Source organism: Pseudomonas sp. PDM26, from assembly GCF_019219185.1.
Lineage (GTDB): Bacteria > Pseudomonadota > Gammaproteobacteria > Pseudomonadales > Pseudomonadaceae > Aquipseudomonas.
The window spans coordinates 57,497-71,829 of record NZ_JAHUWC010000005.1; the positions used below are offsets into that span (position 1 = coordinate 57,497).

Genomic DNA, 14,333 nt, shown 5'->3' on the forward strand with positions numbered 1-14,333 from the left:
TCAAACCGCAACGGCCATCTGCTGCCTGTCCACCGCCACCAACGTCTCGATCATCGCCCGCGCCGCCGGCGACAGCCTGAACCCGGTGCGACTGACGATCCCGCACCGTGCATTCATGCTGTCGATGTTCTGCGGCAGATTGCGCCAGTGCAGCAACACCAGTGAACCCTGGGCAATGTCCTCGATAAACGCCTCCTCGGTGCCGACGCCAATCGCATTCGATTGCAGCACCACTTTCACCAGCGCCGGAAAGTGTTCGGTCTCGATGGTCGGCGAAAAATCCACCCGCCCACTGAGGTTCGCCAGCAGTTTGCGAATGCCTGGGGGGATCATCGTGGTCGCCAGCGGGTAATCGAACATGTCGTTGGTCGACAGGCTCTCCTTGGTTAGCAGTGGATGCCCGGGGCGGCAGAAAAACACGCCGCGCTTGGGCGTCAAAGCCTGGGTCTGGAAGTTCGGATCGGACTCGAAATGGCGGATGTCGGCGATGAAGAATTCGATCTCTTCACGGCTCAGGGCACGGCTGAGTTTTTCCCAGTTATCCACCTCGAAACAAATACGCACTTTCGGGTGCGCGTTGATGAATTGCGCCACTGCATCCGGCACCAGTTTCACCGCCGGTGCCGGACCGCAGCCGAAACGCAGCTCACCGGCATCGAGCTTGGTCATCTGCGTCACTTCGGCATTCAAAAGGGCCGCGCCTTGCACCAGGCTGCGCGCATGTTGCAGCACCACCAGGCCTTCGGGGGTGGGGCGCAAATCCTTGTTGCCGCGGTCCACCAGGACACAACCGAACTCGTGCTCCAGCCCCTGAATGCTGCGGCTGAAGGCTGGCTGGGTAATGCCCATGGCCTCGGCCGCGCGCACGAAACTGCGGTGCTCGTCGAGGGCGATGAAGTAACGCAACTGGCGAAGATCCATATGCTTTTCCGGCATCCTAAAAATAGCTCGAAGGCATTTGCGACGAGGGTTGACTGAGGTTTTAAATGCAACCTCTTATTCCGTCAACGAAGCATATAGATATCTATTAGATCTAAATTGAATATAGATAGAGCAGTGTTTCGCGACCGGTTCAACCGCAAGAGTCTGATGAGGGTCTACCCATGAGCAATGCCGCTTTCGCAGTACAACCTGCTGTTCACGCGCTTGAGATCCACCCGGTGGCCGGTCGCATCGGTGCCGAAATTCGTGGCGTACAGCTTTCGGGCGAGCTGGATGCCGCCACCGTCGAAGCCATTCAACAGGCGCTTCTGCAATACAAAGTGATCTTCTTCCGCGAGCAGACCCTGCTCGACGATCAGCGCCAGGAGGCGTTCGCCCATCTGCTCGGCGAACCGGTGGCGCACCCGACCGTGCCGGTGCGCGAAGGCACGCGTTTCCTGCTGGAACTGGACGGTGCCGAGGGCCAGCGAGCCAGCTCCTGGCATACCGACGTGACCTTCGTCGAGGCCTACCCCAAAGCTTCGATCCTGCGCTCGGTGGTGGCCCCGGCTTTCGGCGGCGACACCCTGTGGGCCAATACCGCCGCCGCCTACGACGGTTTGTCAGTGGAGCTGCGTGAACTGGCCGACAAACTGGTCGCCGTGCACAGCAACGAATACGACTACGCCGGTACCAGGCCAGACGTCTCGGCCGAGAAGCTGGAGCGCTATCGCAAGATCTTCACCTCGACCGTCTACGAGACCGAACACCCGGTGGTCCGCGTGCACCCGATCAGCGGTGAGAAGAGCCTGTTGCTGGGGCACTTCGTCAAACGCATCAAGGGCTATTCCCAGGCCGATTCGGCGCACCTGTTCGGGCTGCTGCAAAGCCATGTGATCCGCCAGGAAAACATCGTGCGCTGGCGCTGGAAGGCTGGCGATGTGGCGATCTGGGATAACCGCTCCACCCAGCATTACGCAGTGGATGACTACGGGACTCAGGATCGTGTGGTGCGTCGGGTGACGCTCAAGGGTGAAGTGCCGGTGGGTGTGAACGGGCAGGTCAGCCAGACGGTGAAAGGGCCGGATATCGGCGGCGTCTGAGCCGACGCTATCGCGAGCAGGCTCGCTCCTACAGGGGATCTTCGGTGTTCGCAGGATCAGTGTAGGAGCGAGACTGCTTGCGATGGCGGCCGGGCAAGCAATAAAGCATTTCTTTTGATCGGGAACCCCGCCTTATGAGTCCGTTGTACCTCGCCCCAACGCCGTCACCCCAACGGCTCAAACGCCTGCCTCTGGCCCTGCTGCTGGCAGGAAGCGCCGGTTGGAGCCAAGGCTATGCGGCCGACGGCACCACCCCTGAAACCACCCCCGCAAAAAACGTCACGGCCGACAATGCACAACTGGAAACCGTGACCGTAACCACCCGCCGCCGCGAAGAAAGTGCGCAGGATGTGCCGACACCCATGAGCGTGGTCAGCGGCCAGACCCTGGAAACCCAGCGGATCTATCGCATCCAGGATTTGCAGCAACTGGTGCCCAGTGTCAACGTCGCCTACATGCATGCGCGCCAGTCCAGCGTGTCGATCCGTGGCCTGGGCAACAACCCGGCCAGCGATGGCCTGGAGGGCAGTGTCGGGCTGTACATCGACAACGTTTATCTCGGCCGGCCGGGCATGGCCGTGTTCGACCTGATGGACATCGAGCAGCTCGAAGTGCTGCGTGGTCCGCAAGGCACTTTGTTCGGCAAGAACACCACGGCGGGCGTGATCAACATCAGCACCCGTGCGCCGACTTTTACCCCGGAACGCAGCATCGAATCTTCGGTGGGCGAGGACGGATACTTCCAGACCAAGGGCACGATTTCCGGCCCGCTGAATGACGAACTGGCCGGACGCTTTTCTGCGTATCGCACCCGCAGCGACGGTGATATCAAGAACGAGTTCGACGGCCACGATTTGAACGGTGGCTCCCGCGATGGCTTCCGTGGCCAGTTGCTGTTCAAGCCGAACGAAGTATTCAGCCTGCGCTGGATCGGCGACTACAACGAAGAAGATTCCAGCGCCGGCACCCGCGTGTTGTTCAGCACCGGGCCGACCATCAATGGCGTCAACCTTTACCAGCGCCGGGCCAATGCGGTGGGCGCGACACTGGTCGATGGCACGCACCGCAAGGTCAACCTGAACGATGACCAGCACGTCACCGTGCACCAGGGCGGTACGTCGGTCGAGGCGAACTGGACGCTACCGAGCGACTTCACCCTGACCTCCATCAGCTCCTGGCGCTGGTGGAATTTCACCCCGCGCAATGATGACGGCCTGAACGTATCCGTCTTCCACAACGCCGGCGTTTCGGTGGAGGATAAGCAGTATTCCCAAGAGTTTCGCCTGGCATCGCCTACCGGTGGATTCTTCGATTATGTGCTCGGTGCCTATTACTTCGGTTCCGACCTGGACAACAAATCCTTCACCTTTTACGGCCCGCAAGCGGACATCTGGAACGGTACGCCCAACGGTGCGCTGAACAACATCGACAGTGTCGGCAACGGTCATATCGAAACCAACAGCTTCGCGCTGTTCGCCCAAGGCACCTGGCACCTGACCGAGCGCCTGGATTTCACCGCCGGGTTGCGTGGCACCTATGAAGAGAAAAACGCCAGGGTGACCCGTGATGCGCCGGCCGGTGGTGCCGCGGTCACCGGTGCGGCGGCCGCGGCACGACTCGCTCGTGCGGGGGCCTTCGATTCCGGCGATCTGAACCAGTACAGCTCCAGTCCCTCGGGCCTGTTGAACCTCAGCTACCGCCTCACCGACGACCTGCTCACCTACGCCACGTTGTCCCACGGCGAAAAATCCGGCGGGGTCAATCTGGCCGTCGGCACGGCGATGGTGGCCGGCGCCGATTCGCTGCTGATCGGTACCGAGCGCGCCAACAACGCCGAGCTCGGTTTCAAGAGCACCCTATGGGACCGTCGCCTGCAACTGAATGCCAACGTGTTCTGGACCCAGGTCAACGGCTATCAAACCAACGCCTTCGACGACGTCAACCGCGTGCAGTTCCTGACCAACGCCGGCTCGGTGCGCTCCCGTGGCGTGGAATTCGAAAGCACCCTGCTTGCGTTGCGCGGCCTGACGCTGAACATCAACGGCTCGTACAACGACGTTAGCTACCTCTCGTACAAGGACGCTCCGTGCCCGCCGGAAGTCAGCCTGGCGCCGGGCGCTCCGGCGTCCTGCGACCTCAGCGGACATCAAGTGGTGGGCGCTTCGAAATGGATCGGCAACGCCAACGGCGAATACAAGTGGAACCTGAGCAACGGCTTCGAAGAGTACGTCACCGCCAGCTATGCATTCCGCTCCAAAGCGGTGGGCACAGTGGAAGATTCCGACTTCGGGCAGATCCCGAGTTATGCAGTGGTCAACCTGTCCACCGGCCTGCGCGGTGACTTCAACCAGGGGCAGTGGGACGTTTCGTTATGGCTGAAAAACGCCTTCGACAAAACCTACTACACGACGCTGTGGACGGCTGCGAATGGCGGTTATGAAGGCCTGCTCGGCACGCCACGAACGCTGGGCGTGACCGGTCGATACGACTTCTAAGAAGGGGGGTTCAGCAATGGGCAATGTCCAGACCACTGCCAGTGCGCATGAAGTGCTGTGGCACCCGGCACCTGGTGGCGAGTTGGTCGACCTCGGCCGGCCACACCGGGTGCCCTTGGGCCAGTTGCGTTTGCAGTGCGCGCCCAAGGGCATCTTGAGTCGACGGGAGACGATCCTGCTCGGAGTGCTGGCGTTGCTGGTGCATGGCGCGGTGATTTATTGGGTCAATCAACAGCCGACCACAGTACTGCCTGTCGTGCCGCCGCAGATTCCGCCGATGACCATCGAATTCTCACGTCCGGCGCCACCGGTGGTCGAGCCGCCGCCACCGCAACCTGTCCAGCCTGTGGTGGAGCCGCCTGTGCCCGTGGAGGACGAACTGGCGGTGAAGCCACCTCCACCGAAACCGGTTCCCAGGCCCAGGCCGGTCGCCAAACCGGTACCGAAATCGGCGCCAAAAGCCGTTGAACAACCACCTGCGCTGCCACAACCGGCAGCGCCAGTCGCGGCCCCTGCGCCACCTGCGCCCGCACCTGTGACACCCGCCTCGGCCACCGCCGGCTACTTCAAAAACCCGGCACCGGAATATCCGTCGCTGGCCCAGCGTAAAGGCTGGGAAGGCACAGTGTTGTTGCGCGTGCAGGTGCTGGCCAGCGGCAAGCCCGGCGAGATCCAGATTCAGAAAAGCAGCGGCCGTGATGCACTGGACGAAGCCGCGCTGAACGCGGTGAAACGCTGGAGTTTCGTGCCAGCCAGGCAAGGCGATGTCGCCCGGGACGGCTGGGTCAGCGTGCCCATCGATTTCAAGATTCATTAAACCGAAACCAATTTCGCGCTAAACGTTTACACGAGGAATGCACCATGACGTTACTGACATCTCCACTTGAATCCATCGAAAGCGCGGTGATCTGGCTGCTGGTGGTTTTTTCCGTCGCGACCTGGGGTTTGGCGTTGCTCAAGGGCGTGCAGTTCGGTCGCCTGAAGGCACAGGATCGAAAGTTTCATCAACAGTTCTGGGCCGCTTCGAGCCTCGACTCGGCGGCCGAACTGAGCGAAACCCGGCCCGGCGCGGCAGCCCGGGTTGCACAGGCCGGTTACGCGGCCATCCAGGTGGGCGAGGCGCCACAGGCTGCGGATTTGAGTCAGGCGATCAATCATCAGGATCGTCTGGAGCGTGCCCTGCGTCAGCAGATCGTGCGCGAACGCCGGTCGCTGGAAACCGGGTTGGCGGTGCTAGCGAGCATTGGCAGCACCTCACCGTTCATTGGTTTGTTCGGCACGGTGTGGGGAATCATGGAAGCGTTGAAAGGCATCAGTGCAGCGGGCTCGGCAAGCCTGGAAACGGTTGCCGGACCGATTGGCGCGGCACTGGTCGCCACCGGCGTGGGGATTGCCGTCGCGGTGCCGGCGGTGCTGGTTTACAACTATTTTTTGCGCCGTTTGAAACTGACGGCGGCGGACCTGGATGACTTCGCCCATGACTTCTACAGCCTGGCGCAGAAAAGTTCGTTCCGTGTGCTGATCCACCCGAAGGCGCACAAGGTGGCAGCCCAGGGCAATGCGCAGAAAGTGAAGGAGGCGTCCTGATATGGCCTTCTCCACGCAAGACTCTGATGAGGTGCTGAGCGAGATCAACGTGACGCCGCTGGTGGATGTGATGCTGGTGTTACTGGTGGTGTTCATCGTCACCGCGCCGCTGCTGACCAACGCGATTCCGATCAACCTGCCCAAGACCGAAGCGGTGGCGCCGGTGGAGCAGAAAGACCCGTTGGTGGTGAGCATCGACGGTGCCGGCAAACTGTTTATCAACAAGGACGAGATACAACCGGACTTGCTGGAGTTCAACCTCAAGTCGGCGAAGGCCAAGGACCCCGAGGTGCGCGTGCAGTTGCAGGCGGACGATGGGGTGAATTACGGCGAAGTGGCGCGGGCCATGGCGTCGATTGAGCGGGCAGGGATTACCAAACTGTCGGTGATTACTGCGCGTTAACGGATTTTCGTTTTCCGGGGCCGTCTCCTTGGCAGGGTGCGGCCCTTTTTTTATCCCGAGAAAACACAATCCTACAGGGTGATGTTTTATATTCGATATGGATCTTAATAAATATCTTCTTATTCCTTAACGAATATATCTCGCGTCCCTATAATCGACCGGGAACAGACACGCAGCAGGAGAGCTCCCCATGCGCAACGAATCAATTCGCTACCTGATTGTGCCGGGCTGGCAAGGATCGCCGGAAGATCATTGGCAAAGCCACTGGCAGAACAGCCTGCCGAACAGTGCGCGGGTGGAGCAGGCCGACTGGCTGACGCCACGTCGCGAAGACTGGGTCGCGGCGCTGGCCGAGGCGATTGCCGCCGACAGCACGCCGGTCATCCTGATTGCCCACAGCCTGGGTTGCATCACCGTCGCCCATTGGGCAGCGAGCGCCCCCGTGCAGTTTTTGCGTCAAGTGCGCGGTGCCTTGCTCGTCGCGCCGGCAGATGTCGAACGCCCGGCCTGCGCGCCGGCCTTGCGTAACTTCGCGCCGATTCCGACGGACCTGCTGCCATTCCCCAGCCAGGTCGTCAGCTCCGACAACGACAGCGCCGTCAGTGCACCGCGTGCCCTGGAACTGGCGCGCCATTGGGGCGCCGAGGCGGGGATTCTGGCGGGGGCGGGGCATATCAACGTGAAGTCCGGTCACCAGCGCTGGGAGCAGGGTTTTGCCTATCTCTATCGCTTGCAGAACCGCATGGAACACCACGCCCTGCGTCGAGCTTGAACACTTTCCTTATTTAACGCCCCCGTCTCCCGGCGGTTTTGGGCGGGAGTCTGCCATGAGCTTTGAAACCTTCGGTCAGCCGCTGCTGACCTTTCCCGATGCCGAAAAAAGCCCCCTGAGCATCCGCGCCAAGGCGCTGGTGTTTGTCGATCCGCGTTCGCGGCAATTGCGTGAAGACCTGGAGCAACTGGCCACGCGTTCAGTGTCAGTGCTGATCCGTGGCGAAACCGGCACCGGCAAGGAATTGCTGGCGCGGCATATCCATCGCGCCAGTGATCGCGGCGGGTTGTTCGTGTCGGTCAACTGCGGCGCCATCAGCCCGACCTACGCCGACGCCGAATTGTTTGGCTATGCGGCGGGCAGCTACAGCGGTTCGGCGAGCAGTCGTGCCGGGTGGTTCGGTTCGGCCAACGGCGGCACGCTGTACCTGGACGAAATCGGCGACCTGCCGCTGCCGATCCAGACCAAATTGCTCGCCGCGCTGGAAAACCACGAAGTCACCCGCGTCGGTGCCCAACAGCCGAGCCCGGTGGATGTGCGGCTGGTGGCGGCCACCAGCATCGATCTGGCCCAGGCGGTTGCCGCCGGAAAATTCCATGAACGGCTCTATCACTACCTCAGCGAAGGCCCGCTCGAACTGCCCGCGTTGCGTGAGAGGGTGGGGGATATCCTCTCGCTGGCCGAATACTTCCTCGGCATCTACAGCCAACGCCTGGACCTGCCGGTACCGCTGATCAGCGAGCAGGCGCAACACGTGCTGGAGCGGCACAGTTGGCCGGGCAATACCAGGGAGCTGGAGAACGTCATTCACTTTGCATTGCTGGTCAGTACGGGTGACGAAATCTTGCCGGAGCATTTGAATCTGTCGGTTGTCCGGCCATCTGCGGTTCTTATACAAGGATGGATGGATCAACTTGTTCAACAAGGAGATGTCGCTGAAGTCCGGGCGCTGAAAGAGTATTTCACAAGCATCAATATATAAACCCATCGATTATCTTTATAACGAAACCAGGCAATTGATTGTTGCCTGGTTTTTTTGTGGGGGCTGATCCTTGTTTTATATTTTGTAATACTTGCAGTGTGGTTGTAACAATTTTGCGTTTTGCAGGCTGATGGGCTTTGACATATCTTTTAATTTCTCTTGGATACATTGATATCCGTCATTGTTAAATATCATATGAAAAAGGATTTTTCTGTGAGGCTTGTTGAAAATAATGCTGCAATAGCCCCAGGTGCCGACGATGAGTTGGAAGATGTCAATTCCCTTGTCGAGGGGTATATGCCTGCTGATCCGGGGATGGCACCCCTGTCTTTCCAAGAGGCTGATTTTCCTGAGTGGATAGGTCTCAAACGATTTCAAGTTTTCTCGACTTCGGGCGGAAATACAATTTACGCCAATGGGTATCAGCAGTTGAAATTGATGGTGGTTGTGCAAGCTGTAGGCGATGGGCTAAAGGCAGTAGGCATTTCCCAGAGCGAGTTCGACAGCATTCAACTGCTGGATGCCTATTCCGGCAAAGCCCTGCCGATAGACAACATTCGAGACGGCGAGGAACTGGCGTGGAAATGCGCGCTGGAACGACGCTTGCCATACGAGCCATTTCCTCATACGGGTGAACTGCATGGCCCGGTTGTGCGGGGGAAAGCCATCTTTCTCAAGGAGTTCTACGTCAGCAGCAACTCTCCCGAGCCCATCAAGCTGATTGCAGCCATTACCCGTTCGGACGGGGAGGCGTTCTATTCGGAAGAAACCTTGGAATTCGGTGAAATAAGCCTGAGGACCGTTCCACCGCCGATCTATCGAAAAGAACAGTTCAGGGTCAAACACCTACCCGGTAACTTGCAGCCGACAGAGAATATTGCCAAGGTTGATCGATATATTCTGGACCTGATAGTGGACCAGCACCATATAAAATTCATCGATTGCTCGATTACCGGCGTGTTGCATGCACGCAGTGAGTATCCCGACTATCTCGGGTATTACGCCGTTGGTTATTTTAAAGGGCTCAAGGCCAATCATGGTACGGAGGCATTATGGGAAACAGTCGATAAACTTGCGGCCTGCCATGAAGAACAAGGGAAAGTCACTTTTTTGATGCACTTTGCCAGAAAGGGCGGAGCGTCCCATGTTCGATATGATCATTTGTTGGTGAAGATGTTTGTTCGGGATATGTATGGGAACAGGCATGAAGTCGACGTCGCAATGAACACCAGAAATCCTTCGATGATCGAAGTTGTTTAATTTTACTGTATCTGCAGAGTCAAGGAATGATGATGAGTACAGCAGTGCCAGAAGTGGAGTCCAACGCATTCAACTTTTCTGACTTTATCCAGTCTGGAATTGATGTCCGTACCGGCTCTTATAGTACCAGCATTAATCTCGCGGGGTGGGTGGCCAACAATATCAACGGTCCGCAGATATCCTTCCGTATTTCATTCGATAGTTTCCGCACAACAGATTTCGGTTGGGGACGCGGTTGGTCATTGGGTTTGAGCTCCTACAATCGGAAGACCCGTAAGCTGACCCTTGCAAGCGGAACTTCTTATCTTGTCTACATCAGCAGAGGGAAGCTCGTCGTCAGGGATAAAAAGCTTCAAGACACCCAGGTCACGCTCGACGGCGACAATCTGGTTGTCAGCCATAAAAACGGTCTGATCGAGAGGTTGGTCAGGCCGGATGAAACGTATGACGAATGGTTGACCGAACAGGTTCACTCCAACGAAGGGCGCTCGATCAGTCTGAAATACATGTTGGTACGGGGCCGCCGTGTCCTGCACGAAATTCACGATCAGCAACACCGCGTCGTGGCCCTGAGTTATGAAACGCACGATCAACCCGCCAGCATTACCGTATGGCCTGATCATCCGCCAAGACGCTTGAAGTTTATTTTGCGGGTTCGCGATGGATGGCTCCGGCAGATAATCCTTGATCACGGTCCCGCCGAGCCCCTTGCATGGTCATTCGATTACCAATTACTCAATGGTTTTCTGGTCATGACGGAAGTCCGCGCGCCGAGTGGCAGTGTCGAGAGTATTGAGTACGCTCCTCAGAAGCATCGGTTACCGCTCGGGGCACCAATCAATGCTTTGCCGGCGGTGCGGCGCAGTGTTCTGGTGCCGGGTTCAGGGTTGCCGACGATCACCCGTGTCTATGAATACTCCGACAAAAATTTCCTCGGCTATCAATCGGGACTTCGTTGGGCGCAGGGCGGGGACCATCTGCATGGGCACAAAGGGCCTTACACCTACTCCTGTACCGAACGCTTGGTCACGGGGGTGGGCGACAAGACAGTTGAACTGAGTCGCATCGAAAGAACCTACAACCGTTTCCACCTGATGATCTCGGAAAAGTCCCTTTCCAACGGGAAGGTGCAGCAAAGAACGATTATCTATCACGATGTTGACGGTCTGGACTTCTCCGATCAGCCCGCCCATTTCCAACTGCAGAAAACATCTGTCGTCAGTTATATCGATACTTCTACGAGCGCCGCGCCCCGAACTGAAATCACCCATACGACCTATGATGAATCCGGCAATCTGCTAACGCAGATAAATCCGAGCGGAGCCCGGGAGGATTACGTCTACTATCCGGCAGAAGGTGCCGAGGGTTGCCCCCCCAACCCACTGGGTTTCATCACGGCATTGAAGGAGCGATCAGTCACACCGTCACCTGATTTTGCCCCGGCGCCGACGGTCATTGTCCGTTTTTCCTACATTGACTTGCCCTCCATGCGCGAAGACGGTCATCGGTTTTTGTTGCCTCAAAGCGAAAGGCTGTTTGAAGGAGGGAATGAAAAGCCAAGCGTGGATACCCGATTCGAGTACATCAATGATGCCAGTGATGCGTTTTACGGACGCCTCAAGAGTCGCTCGCATGTCGAGCACAACGGCAATCGCCGTCTCGAATTCAAATATTCAATTGATGGAGATTGGGTAGAAACCCTTCAGCAGTTGTACGTGGGTAGCGAAAGGCACGATCGCAAAGTCTGGCATGACCGATTTATCGGACAGGAAGTCAAGGCTCGGGATGGGGCCGGTAATGAGTTGTTGAAAAAGTACGACAATCTGAACCGTGTTGTTCGCGAGACAGCGGCATTCGATGGAACGGATATCGTGTCACGCGTCACCGAATTCTACGGGGAAAGCCGGCCAGAGGACGGCGCGACCATCGGCATCACCAGCATACGGGGTGTGCTGAGCAAGGTTTGGCTCGACGGGGTCGGGCGCACGACCAAAGTCAAAGTTCAGGATGTCGACTCACCCGGCAGACCATTACGTCTGAGCTATGAGGCCCACTACGACAATTTTGGTCGACTGGTAAGCGAAGTCAGCCAGGACTGGTTCGAGGGCACGGCCACCGAGTCAACCACGACCTACAGCCACGACGGCTGGGGGCGCGTATGCAGAACGGTAGGTCCTGATAGTGTTGCGGTGAACGATGTGTTTGACCCGGTTTCATTGACTCGAACATGCTGGTGCGACGGCGCTGGAAAAACCCGTTCCGTATTTAACGTGTTCGGTAAGCCAGATCGGGAGGAACGCATCGATTCCGAAGGTGTGGTCACTATTACCGCGACTTTTTCCTATGACGGACTTGGGCGTTGCCTGACGCAAACCAACGAGGCAGGATTCGAAACGCGCTTGCGTTATGACCTTTTCGGTCGTCTGATCGAGACGATCCTGCCGGATGGCACTTCGATAAAAAAAAAGTATGACCCTCTGAGCACGGGTGATCATCCGATCGAAATCAGTGCCAATGACTACGTGTTGGGCACCCGGACTTATGACGGTTTGTTGCGCGTCACCCGTACGACCGTCGGCGGCAGAACCGAAACAAGGAGCTATGAGGGTGGTGGCGCTCAAGCTTTACAGCAAGTGACGGCGGCAGGCGATATTTTCAGGTTCACCCTTGATCCCAAGCTCAACGGGGCAGTGACCGAGCGGATGGGCAGCCACGCTCGATCAGCCAGATATCGATTTGATCCATTGACCGGGCAACTCGTCGAAACCTCCAGCCCTGCCATCCAGCGCCGGGTTGAGTACGCCAGGTCGGGCAAAGAAAAGTCCCAAAAGTGGATCTCCGGTGAAGGCCGCTTCGGCACCGCCACTAGCCGTTCATTGAATGGGCTGCCTATCAGCTTCACCGATGTTAACGATGTAGAAACTACGTATACCTATGACGCTGCGGCGCGGCCCCTGGAAATTCAGCAGAAACCGGTTCTCGCGAAGTACACCTACGGTGCCCAGGGCCAGTTGCTGACATTGAGTGTCGAGGACACCGCCTCGAAACGTTCGCTGACGACCACCTTGATTCACGATGAGTTCGGTCGTGAGATCCAGCGTATTTCGCAGTTCGGCGACGGATCTCGCCTGGAAATCCTTCAAGTGTTTGGGGCCGATGACAAGCTTCAACAGCGAACGTTGGTGTCCGGTGTGCAATCACGTACAGAAAACTTCGCCTACGACAGGCGCGGGCGCCTGAAACGCTATGACTGTGAAGGCACGCAGGCACCGACCGATGCCTGGGGAAAACGCATTGATTTTCAGGAATTCACCTACGACTACCTCGATAACCTGTTGACGGTGCGTACGGGTTTCGATGGGGAGGAGAACCTGTGCAGGTTTTCTTACGATCGTCCTGACAAAACCCAGTTGAGTTCACTGACTCACAGTCACGCGCACTATCAGCCCGGGCAAGTGAGCTTCGAATACGATGCCAACGGTAATCTGCTCAACGATAACCAAGGGCGCACGTTCAGGTATGACACTCTGGGTCGGCTCGAAAGTGTGACCAGCGCTGGCGGTGGTGCGCATTATCAATTCGACGGCGAAGATCAATTGCATGCGGTGGCTGCCGAATCCGGAGAGTTGATCAGGCTTTTCTATAACGAGCATGCGCTGTGCAGCGAAGTGGCGGGTAAACACCGACGCAGTCTGTTGTCAGGCGACGGCAAGTTCTTGGCCGAGCAGCAAGATGGCGACGTTGTCTTGTTTGTCACGGATGGTCAGGGCACGGCCCTTGCACGCATTGGATCTCCAGACGAATCTGTTTTGTCTTGTCTTCCTTATGGTGATCGCCCCGCATCGAGCGGACTTGGCGCTCTGCTGGGGTTTCAGGGTGCGCGACTGGACCCGTCAACCGGGTGCTATCTGCTCGGCAGGGGTTATCGGGCCTACAACCCCCGATTGATGCGATTCCACAACCCCGACAGTTGGAGCCCCTTTGAGGATGGCGGCATCAATGCCTATGCCTATTGTCTGGGAGATCCGGTCAATCTCAAGGATCCCACCGGGCATATTTCGACCTTGGGGTGGGTGAGAATCGGTGTGACCGCCGCCCTGGCCGCCGCCGCGATTGCCCTGACAGTCGTTACCATGGGCGCAACCGCACCACTCGTGCCGATCTCGGCTAACGCCTTCGCCTTTTTAACACTGGAGGTCATTTCCGCGACGGTTTCAATCGCCTCGGCGGTTGTCGATGAGCTGGCCCCGGATACCGTTGGCGCCCAGCTATTGACCTATTCGTCGATAGCGCTGGGAGTGGTGTCGCTCGGGGCCACCGCGGTTGCAAAAATTGGCAGTAAAGGCATTGGCTTTGCGTTGACGAAAAGTGTGGGCTCCCTGGCAGACGTGGTGACTGCACAGCGAGGGGGTGCGCGCGTGGCGGTGGGGCAGCGTCTATACGGCGCTGTTTCCACGGCAAATGAGGCATTGAGAAGTACCGTCAAATTGCAGAACCGGCTCAACAAAGTGTTGACGGGAAAAACGGTAACCAGTGGGGCGAGTATCGCTTCTACATCAGCGTTCATGGTCGCGAATTCGCAAAAGTACGCCACTAAAGTCGACGAATTTCTTCAAGATCACTGGCCATCACTGGCTGAGGATTTCAGTGCTCAGAAGTTTCGAAACGATGCAGTGGACGCTCTGGAGTCATTCACCCATGAGATTGGCGAGCGGATCGCCACGCTGCGTGGCACTTGAGCAATGATGACCAGAGATTTGCATGCTTTCAAAATGGAATATCAATCAGAATAAAAGTTATTGTTCGGGAA

General features: G+C 57.8%; 10 protein-coding genes. 9 read left to right on the plus strand and 1 reads right to left on the minus strand.

Going from position 1 to position 14,333, the window contains the following annotated elements; all coding sequences use genetic code 11:
* Positions 1–921, minus strand: coding sequence for a LysR family transcriptional regulator (locus tag KW849_RS11695; protein WP_218429557.1), 921 nt, complete (start codon positions 919–921; stop codon positions 1–3).
* 182 nt (positions 922–1,103) lie between these two features.
* On the opposite strand from KW849_RS11695, the gene KW849_RS11700 reads away from it, so the two are divergent.
* The 9 genes from KW849_RS11700 to KW849_RS11740 all read left to right on the plus strand — a co-directional run bounded on the left by KW849_RS11700 (position 1,104) and on the right by KW849_RS11740 (position 14,262).
* Positions 1,104–2,024 (plus strand): TauD/TfdA family dioxygenase, encoded by a 921-nt coding sequence (locus KW849_RS11700; protein ID WP_218429558.1) that lies wholly within the window; start codon positions 1,104–1,106, stop codon positions 2,022–2,024.
* Positions 2,025–2,158: 134 nt separating this feature from the next.
* Entirely contained in the window at positions 2,159–4,519 is a 2,361-nt protein-coding gene (locus tag KW849_RS11705) for a TonB-dependent receptor (protein ID WP_218429559.1), read from the plus strand.
* Between the two features lie 16 nt (positions 4,520–4,535).
* Entirely contained in the window at positions 4,536–5,336 is an 801-nt protein-coding gene (locus tag KW849_RS11710) for an energy transducer TonB (protein ID WP_218429560.1), read from the plus strand.
* Between the two features lie 44 nt (positions 5,337–5,380).
* Entirely contained in the window at positions 5,381–6,106 is a 726-nt protein-coding gene (locus tag KW849_RS11715) for a MotA/TolQ/ExbB proton channel family protein (RefSeq protein ID WP_218429561.1), read from the plus strand.
* Between the two features lies 1 nt (position 6,107).
* A complete protein-coding gene (locus KW849_RS11720) occupies positions 6,108–6,509 on the plus strand; it encodes a biopolymer transporter ExbD (RefSeq protein WP_003220570.1) in 402 nt (133 codons plus the stop codon).
* Between the two features lie 190 nt (positions 6,510–6,699).
* Positions 6,700–7,281, plus strand: a complete 582-nt coding sequence (locus tag KW849_RS11725) for an alpha/beta hydrolase (RefSeq protein ID WP_108216096.1) — start codon at positions 6,700–6,702, stop codon at positions 7,279–7,281.
* Positions 7,282–7,336: 55 nt separating this feature from the next.
* On the plus strand, positions 7,337–8,263 hold the full coding sequence (locus tag KW849_RS11730) for a sigma 54-interacting transcriptional regulator (RefSeq protein ID WP_218429562.1): 927 nt from the start codon (positions 7,337–7,339) through the stop codon (positions 8,261–8,263).
* Between the two features lie 195 nt (positions 8,264–8,458).
* Positions 8,459–9,523, plus strand: a complete 1,065-nt coding sequence (locus KW849_RS11735) for a hypothetical protein (RefSeq protein ID WP_218429563.1) — start codon at positions 8,459–8,461, stop codon at positions 9,521–9,523.
* 32 nt (positions 9,524–9,555) lie between these two features.
* Positions 9,556–14,262 carry an RHS repeat domain-containing protein gene (locus tag KW849_RS11740; protein WP_218429564.1) on the plus strand — a complete coding sequence of 1,569 codons (4,707 nt, stop codon included), beginning with the start codon at positions 9,556–9,558 and terminating at the stop codon, positions 14,260–14,262.
* Positions 14,263–14,333: the final 71 nt, after the last annotated feature.